This window comes from Saccharopolyspora sp. NPDC000995, assembly GCF_053599315.1.
Genome location: NZ_JBSFLZ010000007.1, coordinates 40,966 through 58,766, shown reverse-complemented (window position 1 = coordinate 58,766; position 17,801 = coordinate 40,966). Strand labels below are relative to the sequence as shown.

Here is a 17,801-nt window from a genome sequence, read left to right as displayed (position 1 = left end):
CGGCGGTGCCGTGGGCATCAGCGGCGAGCACCGTCCGCAGGTCGCAAACGCCGCGCGCGAGGCAAGATCCGCTCCCCCGCGGCCCCGCCTTGGTCAGCGACGCGGCAATTTAAATGGAAATCGGATCTTCGATTTCAAATGGAAATTGCGGATCTCAGGTCACGTCGTCGTGCTGCTTCGGGCTCGGCGACGGCGTGCTGTCCAGTTCGGAGGCTCGGAAGTCGATCTTCGAAGCCTCGTCCGGGCTCAGGCCCTCCAGGCCCTGGCCTTCGAGCTTCTTGGCCCGGCGCTTGTCGTTGACCCGGCAGATCAGCATCGCGATGGCGAACAGCACGCACAGCGCGGACGCCAGCGCCAGCATCGAGAACGGGTCCTGCCCGGGCGTCGCGATCGCAGCGAAGACGAACAGCGCGAAGACCAGCCCCCGCCACCAGCTCTTCAGCTTGACGTAGCTGACGATCCCGGCCAGGTTGAGCATCACCAGGATCAGCGGCAGCTCGAAGCTGACGCCGAAGATCATCAGCAGCAGCAGCATGAAGCTGATGTACTTGCCACCGGTGAGCGCGGTGAAGAACGCGTCCCCGCCGAACCCGGACATGAACCCCAGGGCCGTCGGCAGGATGTAGTACGCCAACACCGCCCCGGCGACGAACAGCACAGTCGCGCAGCTCACGAACAGCCGGGCGAACTTACGCTCCTTGGCGTACAGCCCGGGCGTGATGAACGCCCACAACTGGTAGAGCCACACCGGGCTGAACAGCACCGCGCCGACCGACACGCCAACCTTCAGCGTCAGCATGAAGATCTCGAACGGCTCGGTCTGCAGCAGCTGGCATGTCCCATTCGGGCTCAGGCGCTGGGTGACCGGCAGCTGGCAGTACGGTTCGAGCAGCACATGGCTGAGCGTGGGCAGCCCGAACAGCGAGTGGGAGAACCACCAGAGCCCGAAAATCGCGCCGACGACCACCGCCACGATGGCCACGCCCAACCTGTACCGCAGCTCGTAGAGGTGATCGACGAGCGTCATGGTGCCATCGGGGTTGTGCCTGCGCCCCCACCGACGGCGATCCTTGCGGAACGGGTTCAGGCGCCCCAATACACTGGCACCCACCTTGTCGTTCCCGTCCTCAGTCAGTTCTTGGAGTCGTTACGCTGCTTTTCGTCGAGCGCGGACGTCACCGGGGGCGCGCTGGACTCACCGGAGGTCAACTCCGGCTTCGGCTCCCGCTCAGCCTTCTCCTTCTTGGCCGCTTCCTCATCGGCCTTCATGCCGCGCGCCTCGGCCTTGAAGACGCGAGCCGACTGGCCGAGCGAACGGGCCATCTGCGGAAGTTTGGTGGCACCGAAGAGCAGCACCAAGACCAAGACGATGAGAATCAGTTCCCAGCCACCTGGCAAACCCATTCGAGTTCAACCTTTCGTGATGTCCCCTGCAGGCGCAATGGTACGCAAGGCAGGGGTCGACAAACAGGGCCGTCGCGCGTCACCGGTTGCGACGTTGGGCGAACGCCACCTTCAGACCGGCCACGCGTGCCTTCACCAGGCCGCTGCGATCACCGAAGTCGTGGAAGACCTGCCGCTGCACGGCTTTGACCCTGCGCAGCTCCCGGAACAAGCGGATCAGCAGCAGCACGAGCAGGACCAGGCCAACGGCCAGCAGGACAAGACTCCACGTGTACGGCACGGCGTCACCGTAGCGGGCTCAGGTGGACTTGAGGTGACGTGCCCGTGCCAACGCGCCTTTCGCGCGTTGACGCACGTCACACGCCAGCTCGTCGGGGCTGAGCACCCGCACCTGGCCGCCCAGGCCCAGCAGCAGCCGGGCCATCCACGACCGGTCCGAGTACCGCATCCGCACCCGGGCCCTCCCCCGCGGCAGCTCGACCAGCTCGTCCACCGGGTAGTACTCGGCCACCCATCGCGTGTCGGGCTCCAGCTCCAACTCGGCGACGAACTGGTCCGGGGCCGGCCGGAACAGCCCCGCCGACAGGTCCGTCGGCTCGGCCTCCAACGGCGGCTGCGCGGCCTCGTCCAGCACCTCGACGTCGTCGATGCGGTCCAGCCGGAACATCCGCACCCCGGCCGCGCTGCGGCACCAGGCCTCCAAGTAGCTGCGCCCGTCGATGAGCAGCAGCCGCATCGGATCCACGATCCGCTCGCTGATGTCGTCGCGGGAGGCGGTGTAGTAGCGCATCCGCAGCGCGCGGCGGCGGGTCGTAGCGTCCTGCACCGCTGAGCGCACTCCCGGTCGCACCGCGCCTTCCCGGCCCTCCAGGCCGACCACCACGCTTGCCGGGCGCGCCTGCCCGACGGCATCCTCCACCTTCGCCAGGGTGCGCTGCACGGCGTCGGTGTCGGTGATGCCCGGGGTGTCGGCCAGCGCCCGCAGCGCCACCAGCAGCGCCGTGGCCTCGGATGCGGTGAGCCGCAGCGGGCGCCGCATGCCCGCGTCGTATGTGACGGTGATCGAGTCGCTCTCGAAGGACAGGTCGATCAGGTCGCCGGGCCCGTAACCCGGCAGCCCGCACATCCACAGCAGCTCCAGGTCCTTGCGCAACTGCTGCGCGGTGACGCCGAAGTCGCCCGCGGCGTCGGCGATCGGGATGCCCGGGCGGCTCAGCAGGTACGGCACCAGCGCCAGCAGCCTCGGCAGCCGCTCGGTCGCGCTCGTCATCGGCCCTCCTGGTCGAACCCGCGTTCCTGGTCGACGACGTCCAGGTGGATCTCGTGCACCGTCTTGCGCAGCGTGTCCGGCTCCAGCACCGCGACGTCCGGCCCGTACCCGGCGAGCCAACTCGCCGCCGACTCGGGGAAGAGCAGGTCAAGCTCAAGCACGTCACCCGGATCGCCGCCGAGCTCCATCTGCTCGAGGAAGGTCGCCCGGCGCCGCAACCCCTGCGCCCGACCGGCCGCGACCCACACCCGCGCGAGCGTGCTGGGCGGGGGCTCGCGCTGCTCGCCGGCCACCAGCCGCAGTAGGTCTGTGTCCGGCGGCCGCTGCACCTGACCGGCCGGGCTCACCGACTTGGCCTGCCCCAGGATCCGGGACAGCCGGAAGCAGCGCGGCGCCTGCCGGTCCCGGTCGTGCCCGACCAGGTACCAGCGGCCCCGCCAGGACACCACGCCCCACGGTTCGACCGTGCGGCGGTGCACGTCCGGGCTGCTCGGACGCCGGTAGTCGAACTCCACCACACGCCCGGCCTGCACCGCCGCCAGCAGCGACGCGAAGGCGGGTTCGCTGGTACGCACCTTCGGCTCGACCGCCGCCGAGGAGCGCTCGTCGACGTCAACCCCGGCGGCGCGCAGCTTCAGCAGGGCGCCGCGGGCCGCCGATGTGAACTCCGGGGAGTCCCACAGCCGCACCGCGAGGGCGACCGCGGCTGCTTCGTCTGGCTCCAGGTCGATGTCGCCGAGCTCGTAGTCGCGGCGGGCGATGCGGTACCCGTCGGCGGCGTCGAAGGCGGAGTTCCGCCCGGTCTCCAACGGGATCCCCAGGTCGCGCAGCTCGGCCTTGTCGCGTTCGAAGGTCCGGAAGAAGGCCTCGTCGGTGGGCGCGCCGGCATAACCCGCAACGATCGCCCTAATCCGCTCCGCGGTGAGGTACTGGCGGGTCGACAGGAGACACAGCACCAGGTTCACCAAGCGTTCAGCGCGCGCAGTGGCCACTTCGAAACTCTAGCTCCGCTGTATTCGATCAAGTGTTTGGGTCGGTGCACATCATGCCTAGTGATGCGGGATGGAGTCATCGTGGCTCGCCGACCCGCGCCGATTTCCCCCCGACTCAGAACCGTCGTGGTTTCGACTGACACTGAAGGTATCGCGAAGATGAAGAATGTTCATGGCTCTAGGCTGACCTGATGATCAGTCAACCCCTGCGGTGATCCCACCCAGGTCGGGGCGTTTCGGGCGGCTCCCGGCCGGTGCGGTATGAAAACGAGCCCACCATGCCGACCGGAAGGCGGATCTGGTCCGTGACGACCGAGCACGATCCCGAGACCCTCGCCGTGCTGCGCGAGATGGCCGTGAAGATCGCCGCGGCCGCACCGAAGGATTGGCGACGCGCCGTGCTGGAGGGATTCGCCGACGGCACGGGCTCCGGTCACCGCGGGCCCGTGTACGAGCCGCGGTCGCTGGAGGGCACCGGCTCCTCCGTCGACCTGCACTATGAGATGTGCCTGGTGCACGAGCTGGAGCGGGCCGCGGACCGGCTCACCATCGAGCTCGTCGTCCACCCGACCGGCAAGTTCGAGGCGGTCACCAGCGAATCGCTGCGCCGCTCGCCGCGCACCGACCGCGGGGGCTTCACCTATCTCCTGCGGCCCGACGCCTTACCCGCCGAACCCGCGGCGTTCCAGCCCGGCCCCGCCCGAGCGGTACAGGCCGGCGACCCGCTGGAGGCGTTGCAACTGCTGGACCGCTACCTGCGGCGGCGCGCGGAGATCGTCGGTCTCCAGGAGAAGCTGCCGGAACCGCTGGAAGCGGCCCAGCGCGAGTTCCTCGAAGGGCACCTCCCGGTGCCGCTGCCAGACGACCTCCGCGCGCTGTACGGCCGGGCCGACGGCGACCACCAGGTCGGCCTGCTCGGCGTGTTCCGCTGGTTGGACTTGACGGGCCTCGCCGCCTTGAGCGACAAGGACCGCCCGCAGAACCGCTGGTGGGTCGTGCGGGACTGGGACCGGGTGCTGTTGCGGGAAGTCCGCTACGACACCCATCCCGCGGGCGCGGTGCGCCGCGCGCAGCACCTGCCCGGCTGGATCCCATTCGCCCACGACACCGGCGGCGAGTGCCTCGCGGTGGACATGGACCCCGGCCCCAACGGCCACCTCGGCCAGGTGATCCGCATCGGCCTGCACGACCACGACGGCCCGGTCTACGTCGCCGATTCGGTGACGAACCTGCTGCGGCGCCACGTCGAGGCGCTGGAGAACTTCTCCTACCAGTACAAGAACGGACGGCTCCGGCTGTTCCTCGGGGACGACGCGCCGGCCCCGGACCGCGAACTGCGCATCGAGGGCAACTCCGCTCCGCTACGGGAAATCCACCCGGGCATCCAGCGGCTCGTCGTGGCCAACTCGCACCTGGTCGACCTCACCCCGGTACGCAACGCGCCGTCGCTGTGGGAGGTGGAGCTGGCCAACTGCCCGACCGCGGACCTCTCCCCGCTGCGCTGCGCGCCGTTGGAGGTGCTGACCGCCGACCTGGACCGCATCGACCTCGCCCCGCTGGCCGAGCACCCGACGCTGCGGCTGCTGAAGCTGGCCACCGGCGAACCGGTCGACCTCACCCCGCTGCGCACCTGCCCGCGGCTGTACGGGCTGGACCTGGCCGCCGCCGAGGTGCGCGACATCGCGGTGCTGGGCGACCTGGATGGCCTGCTCTACCTCAACCTGAACGCGGCCCAGTGGGAAGAGCTGTGGGCGGCGACGACCCACCCGGTCGGCCTGGCCGCCGCCGAGCTCCACAGAGCCCCGACGCTGCGCAAGGCCGCCAAGTGGGCCGGGACCCTCGCCGACGACTCCCCCGACGTGCGCTACACGCGGGGCCGCTTCACCCCGCCGAAGGGATCGCGCACCCCGTTGTGGCGCCGGATCAAGAAACCGTGGGAGTTCTGACCGAGGCGTCGGCTCGGAAGCGCTCCGTGGCGTCGAGGCGGGGCGTGATGACCTGCATCGCGATCTGCCGCTCCTTCGGCGACGGCGGCAGATGCACGTGTTGATCTTTTCGGCACCCGACCGTTAGAGGGAGCTGATCAGGCGTTCCACCCGCTCGTCCACCGCGCGGAACGGGTCCTTGCACAGGACGGTCCGCTGGGCCTGGTCGTTGAGCTTCAGGTGGACCCAGTCCACCGTGAAGTCCCGGCCCGCGGCCTGCGCGGCGGCGATGAAGTCACCGCGCAACTTGGCCCGGGTGCTCTGCGGCGGAGTGTCCTTGGCGGCCTCGATCTCGCCGTCCTCGGTCGCCCGGTCCACCAGGTCCTTGCGCTGCAGCATGTCGAACAGCCCGCGGCCCCGGCGAATGTCGTGGTAGGCGAGGTCGAGCTGGGCGATGCGCGGGCTGGACAGTTCCAGCCCGTGCTTGCCGCGGTACCGCTCCAGCAGCCGGTGCTTGATCGCCCAGTCGATTTCCCGGTCGATCAGCGAGAAGTCCTGCTGCTCGATCGCGTTCAGCGCGCGGCCCCACAGCTCCAGGATCCGCTCGGTCATCGGGTCCGAACCGCGCCGCGCCACGTGGTCGACCGCCCGGCCGTAGTACTCCCGCTGGATGTCCAGAGCGGACGCCTCCCGGCCGCCGGCCAGCCGGACCGTGCGCCGCCCGGTGAGGTCGTGGCTGATCTCGCGGATCGCGCGGATCGGGTTGTCCAAGCTGAAGTCCCGGAACTGCACGCCCTGCTCGACCATCTCCAGCACCAGGTTCGCCGAGCCGACCTTGAGCAGCGTGGTCACCTCGGACATGTTGGAGTCGCCGACGATGACGTGCAGCCGGCGGTACCGCTCGGCGTCGGCGTGCGGCTCGTCGCGGGTGTTGATGATCGGCCGCGAACGGGTCGTCGCGCTGGAGACGCCCTCCCAGATGTGCTCGGCGCGCTGCGAAAGGCAGTACACCGCGCCGCGCGGCGTCTGCAGCACCTTCCCGGCGCCGCAGATGAGCTGGCGGGTCACCAGGAACGGCAGCAGCACGTCGGCGATCCGGGAGAACTCCCCGGACCGGCCGACCAGGTAGTTCTCGTGGCAGCCGTAGGAGTTGCCCGCCGAGTCGGTGTTGTTTTTGAACAGGAAGATGTCTCCGCCGATGCCCTCGTCGGACAGTCGGCGTTCGGCGTCGATGAGCAGGTCCTCCAGGATCCGCTCGCCGGACTTGTCGTGGGTGACGAGTTGGACGAGGTCGTCGCATTCCGCCGTGGCGTACTCCGGGTGCGAGCCCACGTCGAGGTAGAGCCGGGCCCCGTTGCGCAGGAAGACGTTTGACGACCTTCCCCACGACACGACCCGCCGGAACAGGTACCTGGCCACCTCGTCCGGGGACAGTCGCCGCTGCCCGTGGAACGTGCAGGTGACCCCGAACTCGGTTTCGATGCCGAAGATCCGCCGCTGCATGGTTCCACACTAGGCGCAAACCCCGCTTTTCGGCGGTCCGCCGTTCGGGCCTCGTTGCAGGTCGAAAAGGTTCGCCCAGCGTGATGTCACTCCTGGTCACCCTGGTGACCAGGGGGTTCCGACGGTCGCACCCGGCGTCGAAAGGCTCACGCGTCGCGGGGATCTCGTTCAGATTCACAGGTAGCATCGCAGGGATGCTCGGGAGGTTGCGCAACACAATCAACGCGATCGACGGCGAACTCGCACGCCGCAGTGCCCGGTTGCCCGCCTCGGTCGCCGACATTCGGCTCAAGTCGCTCAGCACGGCTGCGAACCACAGTGTGCTCTGGCTGACCATCGCGGCGGTGCTGGCCGGCCGCAAGGGCGCTTCCCGCAGGGCCGCACTGCGCGGCGTGGTGGCCATCGCCGGCGCGAGCGCGACGACCAACCTCATCGGCAAGCCGCTGTTCCCGCGGCGGCGCCCTGCCGCCGAGCTGATGTCGCGGCACCGCCGGCTGAGCGACCCACCCACGTCGTCGTCGTTCCCGTCCGGGCACGCGGCGTCGGCCGCAGCATTCGCCACGGCGGCCGCGATGGAATCCCCGATGACCGGAGCCGTCATCGCCCCGGTGGCGGCAGCGGTCGCGTACTCCCGGGTGCACACCGGCGTGCACTGGCCGACCGACGTCGTGTGCGGGGCCGCCCTCGGGGCGGGTGTGGCGTGGGCGACCAGGCGGTGGTGGCCGGTGCGACCGGACGCCCCCGCCGCCAGCAACCACCCGGCCGAGCTCCCGGCCCTCGAAGACGGGGACGGGATGCTTGCGCTGGTCAACCCCGGCTCCGGAAACGGCGAGCTCGACCCCGAGCAGTGGGTCGGCGAGCAGTGGCCGAAGGCCGTGATCGTGCACCCGGAGCCGGAGGCCAACCTGGTCGACGGGCTGCGCGAGCAGCTCGCCCGCGACCGCGATCGCGTCCGGGCCCTGGGCGTGGCCGGCGGTGACGGCACCGTGGCCGCAGTGGCGGCGATGGCGTCCGACCACGGCCTGCCGTTGGCAGTGGTCTCCGCGGGCACGCTCAACCACTTCGCCCGCGACATCGGGGTGGGCGACCCGACGTCGGTCGCCGATTCGGTCTCCACCGGCTCAGGAGCCACCGTCGACCTGGGTGCGGTCGCCATCGACGACGTCCCCGCCTGCCGGTTCGTCAACACCGCGAGCCTCGGCGGCTACCCGGACATGGTGCGCTTCCGCGAGAAGTGGGAACCGCGCTGGGGCAAGTGGCCGGCTGCCGCGATGGCCCTGATCCGGGTGCTCCACGAGTCCAGCCCGCTGGACGTGGAGATCGACGGCGAACGCCACCGCGTGTGGGTGCTGTTCGTCGGCAACGGCGCATACGCGCCACGGGGTTTCGCGCCGGCCTGGCGCCCCCGCCTGGACAACGGGACGCTGGACGTGCGCCTGGTCCGCGCCGACCGGCGATTCTCCCGACTTCGCTTCGCGCTCGCGGCGATGACGGGGGCACTGCACCGCAGCCGCACCTACGTCGAACGCCAGGTGTCCCGGCTGGACGTCGTGGTACGGGGAACACCGGTCGCGCTAGCGGCCGACGGCGAGGTGCACCGGCCGGGCCGGCGATTCTCCTTCACCACGCACGAGAACGCCCTGAACGTCTACCGCCCGAACGCAGTGGACTGATCGGCGTCAGTACTGCTCGTGGCGCGCGAGCGCCTGGCCGACCATGCGGTCGGCGGACCAGCACGGCGGCAACATCCAAGCGGTCATGACATCGACCGGGTGCCCGCTCCGGATCTCCGATGTCGAGCCCGGCTGTGCCCACGGCCTACTGGCAGCCGAGAAGCACGTGATCGGCGCCCTGTACACGCACCAGACAGGTCCCGATACCTGTGGCACACCGCTACCCAAAGAATTGAGCCATTCGGATGACGTTCGGGCAAAACAGGTGACCTGTTGTAACGATTAAGATCAAATGGCCTGAGTGATCAGTGCAGTCAGATGAAGTGGTGAGCATGGCGTTGGATCCGAACCAGCACCAAGGCGTCTTCGGCGAGGCGTTCGTCGCGGTGCTGGCAACGGCTGCGGGATTAACGGTTTCGAGACCGTATCCGGACGTGACGGGCGAAGACTTCACGCTCGGCCATAAGGGCCGACTCGTAGGCCGCAGGCATCCAAAGATAGATGTCCAGGTGAAGTCCTGGTCCCGGTCGCAAGCCACCTGGCGTGACGGTGTCTGGAAATACCGGATGCAGGCGGACCATTTCAATGATCTCGCCGACTCTGCGCTTCCGCTACGCCGGTACCTTTTCCTGGTAATCGTCCCCGCGGACGCGACTCAGTACGCGGTGGGCGGGGAAGGACAGCTCATCTTGAGCCACGCCGCCTACTGGGTTCGCTTGCAGGGACGGAACTTGGTGGATCCGTCGGCCCAGGCAACCGTGTCGGTGGATGTGCCCGCGACCAATCTGCTCACCGTGGATTCACTGCGCGACCTCATCGAGGGCAAGGATGACGAGGAGGTTCGCCGATGACTTCCTACCCGGACGCAGATCTGCTCGTCGCAGTGAAACCCGAGGACATCGCCACCTATCTACGGGCATCAGGCTGGTACGAAGCCGACCACTACAACCAAGCGACGATCTGGACACACGGCCCCGCGGGGAACGAGACCGACGTCCTAGCTCCGCCCAACAACACGTTCCGCGACTACCCGCGGCGGATGATAGAACTGCTCACCACGGTGGCGGACGTCGAGCAGCGCGAACCCGCCGACGTGTTGCAAGACTTACTGTCGGTTCAGGTTGACGTCCAGTACATCCGTACCATGCCGGACTCGCCCAGTGGTACGACTCCGCTGCATCACGGTTATCAGGCAGTCAAGGGAGTTCACGATCTTTTCCTATCCGCGGCGACCTCGGCACACCTACTTGAGCCGATGGCCGTGCTGCCCAGCCAGAAACCGCCGGAAGCGTGGGATTTCATCGGCGGCGTCCGGCTAGGGCAGACGGCTCCTGGTAGCTACATTTTCCGCGTTGAAACACCGCTGACGGGTGCTGGCAGCCCGGCCGGCTCGCCATCGCGGAGAGTCCTGGACCTTCTCCATCTGGCCATGAATTCGGCGCACAGAGCGGCCGCGGACACCGACCTGCCCGACGGATCAAGGCCGTTCGCCGAGCATATCGCCAGTGGTGTTTCAGCCAATCTATGCGAGGCGTTGAGCAGTATAGGTGCGCTCGGGAACAGCCCGTTCGAGATCAAGTTCGCCTGGGCTGCGACGCTGCCGATGCAACGGCCCACCCCAGATCTTCACTTCGACACCGAGTCGATCAGCCGCATCAAGAAGGCCGGCCAGTACCTGAGGGATTTGCCTGCGCACCGAGAGGCTCAGATCGAGGGACGGGTCGTCGAACTTCGCAGCTACCGACCGGACAAACAGGGCGTGGTCGTGATAGCAGGGGTGCTGACGACGCCGCAGGGCCGATCAACGGAGCGGGTCCTTGTTGTCCTGCCCAGCCGGTATTACGAACTGGCTCACGAGTCCCATCCGGGCAGGAAGCGGGTGCGCGCGGTTGGTCTGGTGAAAACCTCCGGAAGGCAGCCAGAACTGAGCGCGGTCACGGAGTTCGAGGTGCTCGACGACTGACCGCCGCGCCGGTGAAGAACGCGAGCCCAGAGTGCGCGAGCGTGTCGACCAGCAGTGCCCGGTCCAGGAAGTGATTTCCCCGCTCACAGCTGGTTTCTGAGGCGAACAGACACGCATGGCAGGCCGCACCGTGCAATCGGCCGTGCGTTGTCGGATCATGCTCAGAGCACAACGGGTCTGAGCTGCACCGCGTCGCCGCGTCGAGTGCACGTTCTATCAGCTGACCAAGCCTTTCCTTGCTGCCGAGCGACACCAGGCCGCCCAACGTTCCCTCGCTGTCCGGTGCGGCGGTGTAGAGCAGGATGCCCGCCATCGGCGCCGACCCGTCGGTCGCGTAGATCCGTTCACCGATGCCGGCCGCGCTGTATCCGGATTCCAGTGCGAGCTCACGAATAAGCACATGGGCTACCGTGTGCAGCAGAACGTAGCGAAGGCCGGGCCAGTCGTTATCGGGAAGTCGGCGCTGTTGGCACCACTTCTTGAATGCGGGAACCAACACGGTGCGCTCGCGTTTGCGCGCCTCCGGGTTCCGTTCCCACGTCGCTACTCGTTCCTCGTTAAATCGCAGGAAGATCCCCTCGCCACGCATCTCCGCACACGGAACCCAGCTCGGGTCTGCGCTGGACAATGGTGCGGACCGATCGCTAGGCGTGTCCTGCACGTCCCATTCCGGCGCATCGATGCGGGTGAACCCGTAGAGCGCCGCTACTTCGCGCAGCCGTGGCACCAGTACGACTCTGTCCAGCCATTTCTTGGCCGTCTGCGGCACGCCCTCGTGCTTGGTGGTGAAATCCGGAAGGTTGATCGTCTCGGCGTCCGTGAACGCCTTCCACTCCGGTGTCCGGAGGTCTTCGACTGCTTCCTCGGCCGAGTCGTCGGCGGCCGAGTGCCGCTTGAGTGCCTGCCAGACGGCGTCGGGGCCGTAGGGCTCCAACTGCGGCCAGCAGGTCTGCGTGGGCATCAGGCGTTTCGCCGTTGTCTCATCGAGCGCGGCGAGCAACTGCAGCTGTTCGGCGTACTCCGCCACGAGATGATCGATCGGGTTCTTAGCGCGCGGCAACGTGATCGCACGCAGCTGCATGGGAAACCAGCTGTTCGTCGCGCCCAACACCAGTGTGCGGGTTTGCCGTGCGCATTCACTGAACGTCCCGAGATGCGGGTGACGTCCTCGGCAGGCCGGCAGGTTCTGCTCGGCGGCATCCCCGAATGCCTCCGACATGGGGCGGCTCGCACACCCGTCTTGGTCGCACGTGACGAACACATCAGCGGCCTCACCGGTGCTGCCGGTTTCGCTCATCTTCAGTGAATGCCCCGGCCCGGGATGCCCTCCACGATGCACGAAATACAACCACGGGAAGTCGTCGAGATGTCCGTCCGCGCAGGCCAGCACGAAACGGGCCGGGACCGCGACCGGGCGGCCGTATCCCTTTCCTCGGCAGTCGTGAACGAAGCGGGTCTGCTCGGGCCGGACCACGTTGTCCAGGCGATAAAAGAGCCCGTCTCCTACCCGCCCGAGCCGTCCACAGTTCGTGCACCGGAGCCAGCCCGGAAAGAGCCCGACCGGAACGCCCACTCGCGTCCATTCGGCGAAGGGGTCCCCGGTTTCAGGCAGGTAGGGCGGGAGCCGCAACGTATCGACCTGGTTGCCGAGCTTGGCGCGCACCGCGGCGAGGAGGCGCTCCTCCTGCACGGTCCGGGATCGTTCAAGGTTCCAGTAGTCCAGCCCGAGCATCACCACGGACAGATTGGGCAGGTCGGCCATCGCGCCCACACCATAGGTGTGCAGCAGCTGATTCGGACGAAGCGCCCCGACCCGGATCTCCCGGTCGGTCCCCACCTCGGTCACTGGTCACTCCTCGTCGTTCGACGGCGGCCGGAACGGTGGTTCGGCGGTGTCCGTGTCGGTTGGTCGCAGCAGCAACGGAATCGCGGGCTCGACGTCGCGCAGCGAGTTTGGGCAGGTTGTCTGCCGCCACGCTCCCTCGGAGGGATGGTGCAGAAGTCCCGCGATGTCGTCGGCCTTCGGCGGTTTCGAGTAGGCAAGCCGACGGCCCGAGATCGACCGCTGCTGATTCCAATGGCGCAGCCGGTCCTCGAGTTCGGTTTCCACTCGCTGCCCGATTGCCCTTTCCCGGCTGGCGTCCTGAGCCCGGCGTTTGAGGTAGCCGACGATGTGGTCGGCCACCTCGGAATCGCGGTCGAAATCCTGGGCGCGCAGGTTGCCGTTGTGTGCCAGGTTGCGTCCGCGGACCAGGGACACCAGCACACCAGTCAGCCCGCGGTCCACGGCTCGTTCCGCGAAGGGTGTGACCGAGAGCGCTTCGACGTGGCGGTAGGCGGTGGCGTGGAAGTGCTCGAATCCTTCGTAATGCGACAGGTCCCGTGGGCGCGCCCAGTTGTACACCGTGAACACGAGTCCGGGCGCGGCACGGCCGACACGGCTGGTCGCCTGGATGTATTCGGCGGTGGACTTGGGCTGGTTGCACACCACCATCACGCCGAGCCGGGACACGTCGACACCGACCGCGATCATGTTCGTCGCCAGCAGCAGGTCGATCGGGCGGGGCGTGTCGCGCCTGCGCGGAAAGGCAACCGACAGCCGGTCCAGCAGGGGCCTGATCTCGTCGGATGACAGCCGTGAGGTCAGCTCCCTTATTTCCAGGTCGAATCGTTTGGTCAGCCCACGGGCGTCCGCTCGCTTGAGACGGCTGCTGACGTCGTCGTCGGCGAGCCGGCGCATCCCACCGAGGTCGCGAAGGCTGTTGAAGTAGCCAACCAAGGTCATATACGGGTCGGTAATCGGGTTGCGTCCGTACTTGTCGTGCAGCCGCTGGGCGGCGCCGAGAACTGACACGTAAACGCGGATCATGGTGGACTTGATACGGGTGCCATGCGCGCAGATCCCAACATACCGCCGTCCTGGCTGCTTGGCGGTGTCCCGTTGACGGGCGAAGAAGTTGTCGGCGGCGGTCAGCCCAGCGGGCGGGAACACCTGCGTCTGCCGGTCGAACAGCGAACCGATCTGCCGGTTGGCGCGCCGGACCGTGGCGGTGCTGGCGACAACCTTCGGCCGCACCATGCGACCTGTCTCTGGGTCCCGCCAGCTCGCCAGGCGATCGACGGCGCTCTCGTAGAGCCCGACCAGGGAACCCAATGGCCCGGTGATCAGGTGCAACTCATCCTGAATGATCAACTCTGGCGGGCGGAGCCTGGTGCAGCCGACGGTCCGTGCCGCCGGGGCGTCGTTCGTCGCTGGATGCCGGGTGCTCTCCCAGTCGGTCGCCGCGATGTCCTCGGTGACGTAGCCATGCCGTTCGCATTGCTTGCTGACCGCACCGAATAGAGTGGCCGTCTCGCCTTGCCACGGTAGCTGGGCGAACTTGTCCACGGTGCCGATCAGGAGAGCCGGCGGGTGCCGGTAGATCTCCTCATCCACCACCAGAATCGGCAAGCCTTCGACCGACAGCACGGTCCCGAATGGACAGAAGACGTCCGGGCAGATCACCCGGGTCCGGCGGTAGGTCTTGACGTCCACGCTGATGTCGCGCCCGGGCTCGATGGCACTGCCACACCAGGGGCAGCTCGTGAGCTGATGCGGCGAGCCCTGGCCACGTCCGGTTCGGCCACGTTGACGCTTGAGTTCCTTGAGCCAGGTCTCGGCTTTGTCTGTCTTGTTAGGGGTGACCCGGGCACCGACCCAAAGGCCGATGCGGAAGGGCTTTTCTCCCCAGGTTTCCGGATCCTCACACCGGAGGTTTTCGGCGGCGCAGATCAGCGTGGTGGCACGTTCGAACTGCTGAATCGTCAGCAGCCGCAGTGTGTAGCGCATCAGGACGGCGACTCCGCCGTGCGCGTCGAGGTCACCGTAGCTGGGCTGGAGCCTGCGGACCGCGATGGTGAACGCGGTCAGCCCGAGGTACGCCTCGGTCTTACCACCACCGGTCGGGAACCACAGCAGGTCGGCGATGGACTGTTCCCTGGTGCCGGAGCGTTCCGGGTGTTGCGGGTTGGCCAGGGCCGGCAGGTTCAGCAGGACGAACGCGAGCTGGAATGGCCGCCAGCGCGGCGTGTCGGCGGCGGTGACCTCGGCGGCGATGTCGTCGAGACCCCGGCCCGGTTCGACCCGCCGTTTAGCCGCGATCTGGGTATGTAGCCGCTGGAAATGCATCGCGCGGTTGGCGAAGGCGAACGCCCGCCGTGCGGTGTCGTCGTGTAGCGATCTGATGCCGGCCTCGATGCGGTCGGCGGCCGCGCCCGCCACGGCGAGGTTGTCGCGTGCGGTTTCGGCGAACTCGTCAAGGTGCTGGTCGGTTTCCTCGATGGCGGCCAGATTTCGCTTGATCCATGACCGGTACCCGCTGACCAGCGGTTCAAGGACTGCCGTGAGTGGCTCGGCACCGGCTTCGGCGAGGTCGGCGAGCCGGTTCATGCCCAGTTCGAGTTCGGCCAGCTCGGGAAGGTCGGGGTCGGTGTCCGGGCGCGGGACATCGGTCGCCGGGATCTCGTATTCCGGCATGCTGCGGGTGCGGATCTTCGTTGCCCGCATCGGGTTGTCCCCGGAGATGGTGGCGTGCACCGCGGTGCCACTGCCGGTCGCGAACTCTGGGTGAAACCGGTAGGCCATGGCGAGCCGGCGTTGCTCCGCACGGTCCTCGGCGTCACTTCCCCGGTCCCTGTCGGGCCGGGGCAGGAACGCGGCCGCACCAGTCGGGCTTTCGGCTGCCAGCTCGACCTGGAAGATCCACGACGGGGCATGCCGTTTCTTGTCGGGTTGACTCTGCTGATTTTCCAGGAACAGCGACACCAACCAGTTGCCTTCGACGCGCCTGATCCGGCCGCGTACCACCACATCCGGTTGATCCGGGTCCGGCGCGGTGGGTTCGAAGTCTCCCTCGGCGACGAGCGGCACCGGCACCGTTCCGCCCGCTTGCACGCGCTTCCACACCAGGCGTCCGGCGGTGTCCTCGCGCTCGGAGCGCACCTGCTCGTATCGCGCCCACCTCGCGGTGACCCGTAGCTGGACGACGTCGTCGAGCACGTGCGCGGTGAAGCCCATCGCCGATGGATTGAGGCTCGGCACGTTCGGCGAGCTGGGCTCCGGGTCGGGGTCCGAGGTGTCGGCGCCGTCGGCTTCGGCCAAATCTTCCTGGATATTCGGGTCGATCGTCTGGTTCTTCGGCGCCAGCCGCCCCAACGGGTACCGGTCAATGGGGTTTTCGCTGCTGAGGAACTCCTCGTCCTCGCCGCCGAGCGGGCCGTGCAGGTCGGCCACGACGAGCCGCTGCAGTTCGTCGCGGATCGCCGCTTCGGTCGGTGCTTCGAGCACGGGCAGTTCATCCACAGGACGTACCGTAGCGAACAGGGGCGACAGCGGTTTGGGGGCCGGAACGTCAGGACACGGTTGAAGAAGTCCGATCGGTACCCGCGAAAGCTGCGCGATCTGCCAACAGTGTAGGCACCTGTTTATTCACGATCTGTGACCAATCCTTTATGCAGTGGGGTTTACCCGGTGAAAGACCGGGTGATTTTCGAGGTGAGCGAGTTCGTCGAAGCCGTCTCAGCCAGGGCAGTGTCAGGCTAAAGTGTCAATCGATCTCGGGGGAAGATCGCAGAGTCCAGAGGGGGCTGGGATGACAGAAGCGGCGGACATCGCCTTCACCGGAGCGCAGGAAGGGCTGCGGGCCATCGCGGCGCAGACGCAGTGGATCAACCAGCAGGTGGGTGCTGGGAAACTCACACTCGACCCCGAAGCCGCAGAGAAAGCCGCCAAACGCTGCGAAGACGAGAGGGAGTCTTTGCGGACTCTGTTCACCCAAGCGCGAGCGATCGCCCGCGTTGCGGGGCTGGGCAGCTATCCGGACGGCCAGCAGTTGGCTAAGCGTTTCGAGGACAAAGCGAACGACCCGCAGGCTGGGGCGTTCGCGTTGATCCGGCAGATGCAGGAAGAGCTGAAGAAGCAAGCCGACGCTTTCCGGGCTGCTGCCAGGGACTATCGTGCCACCGACGAGCAGAACGCCGACGACTTGAGGCGAGGTATGCAGTGAGTGTGTTCTCCCGGTCACTGATCGCAGGTGCTGCCGGCCTAGCCCTGATTGGGCTTGCGGCGTGCTCTAGCGGGAAACGCAGCGACGGCGATACGGAAAAGACGTCCACCTCTCCTGCTCCAGGGCGCGCGCTGGCGAGTTTCGACCCATGTACGTTTTTCAAAGCAGATGAGCTGACGTCCTGGGGTCTTCCTACCCAGAGCGAGACCTTTTCGCCCTTGAGCTTCGAGCCCGGCTGCAGGTGGGTCGGCGAGAAGATGGACCTCACCTTGCAGAAGAACCTTGACGAAACCGTGGCTTCATACCGGGAGAACGGAAGTTGGGACTTCTACAACGACAAAGCCTTTGGTGGTCGTACCGGTGCCCTGGCCGCTGAGGCTGGGGTAAGTGGGACCGGGGGCTGCACCGTCCTTGTCGACACCGGCGGAGGCGTCGCGATTTACATGGTCAGCGGCGCCATGCGGGATTCCGTTGATGCGTGTGCCGAAGCGGAGAAGATCGCCAACCAGACCGCTTCCAGGCTCCCGAAGTGAGCCAGGCCTTGCGGCCACTGTGCTGTTGAGGCGACGGTGGCCGGGCGCGGGTGGGAGGGGTTCGGTGCGCCCGGCCACCGGAGGTGGGCCGATGCGGCGCGTCGGGGAAGGCAGCCGCACCGGCCCGGCTCGGGGGAGCCGTTGGGGGGGCGGAGCTTCCGGTTTCTTACCGCAGCCCGCACTTTTGAAGGCTTTACTGCTAGGGGCGGAGGTGATGCCGTCCCGTGGGTTCGTCGGGGTCAAATTGCGGGAAACGAGGTGGCTCAGCCCGATGTGGCCGCTCCACTAGGCGATCCTGTTCGGCATCGCGTTCGGCTTCGACCTGAGCGATGAGATCCCAGACGTTGTAGCTGCCTTCATCCGCTCCCACATGCTGAACTCGGGTGAACAGCGGGAACCGCAGTGTGGTGGAGCTGGCGATCAGCGCGACGATGAGCAGGTTGATCAGCACGAGCGTGCTCAGCTGCAGCCAGAACATGGAATCTCCTTGATTG

Annotated in this window: 15 protein-coding genes; 6 read left to right on the top strand and 9 right to left on the bottom strand. The window is 67.4% G+C overall.

The annotated features are described in order from the left end of the window. Positions 1-154: 154 nt before the first annotated feature. From tatC to ACWDKQ_RS04360, 5 genes are all read right to left on the bottom strand, one after another. A complete protein-coding gene (gene tatC / locus ACWDKQ_RS04380; RefSeq protein WP_450137329.1) occupies positions 155-1,027 on the bottom strand; it encodes a twin-arginine translocase subunit TatC in 873 nt (290 codons plus the stop codon). Positions 1,028-1,131: 104 nt separating this feature from the next. After that, positions 1,132-1,404, bottom strand: a complete 273-nt coding sequence (tatA, locus tag ACWDKQ_RS04375; protein ID WP_450137328.1) for a Sec-independent protein translocase subunit TatA — start codon at positions 1,402-1,404, stop codon at positions 1,132-1,134. A gap of 79 nt (positions 1,405-1,483) precedes the next feature. Next, on the bottom strand, positions 1,484-1,684 hold the full coding sequence (locus ACWDKQ_RS04370; protein ID WP_450137327.1) for a bacteriophage holin: 201 nt from the start codon (positions 1,682-1,684) through the stop codon (positions 1,484-1,486). An 18-nt stretch (positions 1,685-1,702) separates the two neighbouring features. Then, complete coding sequence (locus ACWDKQ_RS04365; RefSeq protein WP_450137326.1) at positions 1,703-2,674, bottom strand: helix-turn-helix transcriptional regulator; 972 nt, start codon at positions 2,672-2,674, stop codon at positions 1,703-1,705. After that, positions 2,671-3,666 carry a helix-turn-helix transcriptional regulator gene (locus ACWDKQ_RS04360; RefSeq protein ID WP_450137325.1) on the bottom strand — a complete coding sequence of 332 codons (996 nt, stop codon included), beginning with the start codon at positions 3,664-3,666 and terminating at the stop codon, positions 2,671-2,673. Before ACWDKQ_RS04360 ends, ACWDKQ_RS04365 begins: the two co-directional genes overlap by 4 nt. A 278-nt stretch (positions 3,667-3,944) precedes the next feature. Between ACWDKQ_RS04360 and ACWDKQ_RS04355 the strand changes: the two genes are divergently transcribed. Next, positions 3,945-5,612: an SMI1/KNR4 family protein gene (locus ACWDKQ_RS04355; protein WP_450137324.1), complete on the top strand. Its 1,668-nt coding sequence runs from the start codon at positions 3,945-3,947 to the stop codon at positions 5,610-5,612. A gap of 123 nt (positions 5,613-5,735) precedes the next feature. Here the strand turns inward: ACWDKQ_RS04355 and pafA are convergent, their stop codons facing one another. Continuing rightward, positions 5,736-7,094, bottom strand: a complete 1,359-nt coding sequence (gene pafA / locus ACWDKQ_RS04350; protein WP_450137323.1) for a Pup--protein ligase — start codon at positions 7,092-7,094, stop codon at positions 5,736-5,738. Positions 7,095-7,288: 194 nt separating this feature from the next. On the opposite strand from pafA, the gene ACWDKQ_RS04345 reads away from it, so the two are divergent. From ACWDKQ_RS04345 to ACWDKQ_RS04335, 3 genes are all read left to right on the top strand, one after another. Beyond that, the gene (locus ACWDKQ_RS04345) at positions 7,289-8,767 is read left to right on the top strand and encodes a phosphatase PAP2 family protein (protein WP_450137322.1); all 1,479 of its coding nucleotides are present in this window, start codon (positions 7,289-7,291) and stop codon (positions 8,765-8,767) included. A gap of 338 nt (positions 8,768-9,105) precedes the next feature. Next, a complete protein-coding gene (locus tag ACWDKQ_RS04340; RefSeq protein WP_450137321.1) occupies positions 9,106-9,618 on the top strand; it encodes a DUF4365 domain-containing protein in 513 nt (170 codons plus the stop codon). 32 nt (positions 9,619-9,650) lie between these two features. Next, positions 9,651-10,730: a hypothetical protein gene (locus ACWDKQ_RS04335; RefSeq protein ID WP_450137320.1), complete on the top strand. Its 1,080-nt coding sequence runs from the start codon at positions 9,651-9,653 to the stop codon at positions 10,728-10,730. Here ACWDKQ_RS04335 and drmB read toward each other — a convergent pair. Both drmB and drmA read right to left on the bottom strand, forming a co-directional pair. Then, on the bottom strand, positions 10,702-12,576 hold the full coding sequence (gene drmB, locus ACWDKQ_RS04330; RefSeq protein ID WP_450137319.1) for a DrmB family protein: 1,875 nt from the start codon (positions 12,574-12,576) through the stop codon (positions 10,702-10,704). The genes ACWDKQ_RS04335 and drmB overlap by 29 nt on opposite strands. A gap of 3 nt (positions 12,577-12,579) precedes the next feature. Further along, positions 12,580-16,071, bottom strand: coding sequence for a DISARM system helicase DrmA (gene drmA, locus ACWDKQ_RS04325; RefSeq protein ID WP_450137318.1), 3,492 nt, complete (start codon positions 16,069-16,071; stop codon positions 12,580-12,582). A 289-nt stretch (positions 16,072-16,360) separates the two neighbouring features. Here drmA and ACWDKQ_RS04320 point away from each other — a divergent pair, with 289 nt between their 5' ends. Both ACWDKQ_RS04320 and ACWDKQ_RS04315 read left to right on the top strand, forming a co-directional pair. After that, positions 16,361-16,774, top strand: coding sequence for a hypothetical protein (locus ACWDKQ_RS04320; RefSeq protein WP_450137317.1), 414 nt, complete (start codon positions 16,361-16,363; stop codon positions 16,772-16,774). Then, positions 16,771-17,307, top strand: a complete 537-nt coding sequence (locus ACWDKQ_RS04315; protein WP_450137316.1) for a DUF3558 family protein — start codon at positions 16,771-16,773, stop codon at positions 17,305-17,307. The genes ACWDKQ_RS04320 and ACWDKQ_RS04315 overlap by 4 nt, the downstream gene beginning before the upstream one ends. A 199-nt stretch (positions 17,308-17,506) precedes the next feature. On the opposite strand, the gene ACWDKQ_RS04310 is transcribed toward ACWDKQ_RS04315, so the two are convergent. Then, the gene (locus ACWDKQ_RS04310) at positions 17,507-17,785 is read right to left on the bottom strand and encodes a hypothetical protein (protein WP_450137315.1); all 279 of its coding nucleotides are present in this window, start codon (positions 17,783-17,785) and stop codon (positions 17,507-17,509) included. Positions 17,786-17,801 lie beyond the last annotated feature (16 nt).

Bases quoted from the DNA above. Each gene is read 5' to 3' on its own strand.
- pafA (WP_450137323.1), bottom strand. From the start codon at position 7,094: ATGCAGCGGCGGATCTTCGGCATCGAAACCGAGTTCGGGGTCACCTGC.
- ACWDKQ_RS04320 (WP_450137317.1), top strand. From the start codon at position 16,361: ATGACAGAAGCGGCGGACATCGCCTTCACCGGAGCGCAGGAAGGGCTG.
- tatA (WP_450137328.1), bottom strand. From the start codon at position 1,404: ATGGGTTTGCCAGGTGGCTGGGAACTGATTCTCATCGTCTTGGTCTTG.
- ACWDKQ_RS04355 (WP_450137324.1), top strand. From the start codon at position 3,945: ATGCCGACCGGAAGGCGGATCTGGTCCGTGACGACCGAGCACGATCCC.
- ACWDKQ_RS04365 (WP_450137326.1), bottom strand. From the start codon at position 2,674: ATGACGAGCGCGACCGAGCGGCTGCCGAGGCTGCTGGCGCTGGTGCCG.
- ACWDKQ_RS04345 (WP_450137322.1), top strand. From the start codon at position 7,289: ATGCTCGGGAGGTTGCGCAACACAATCAACGCGATCGACGGCGAACTC.
- tatC (WP_450137329.1), bottom strand. From the start codon at position 1,027: ATGACGCTCGTCGATCACCTCTACGAGCTGCGGTACAGGTTGGGCGTG.
- ACWDKQ_RS04310 (WP_450137315.1), bottom strand. From the start codon at position 17,785: ATGTTCTGGCTGCAGCTGAGCACGCTCGTGCTGATCAACCTGCTCATC.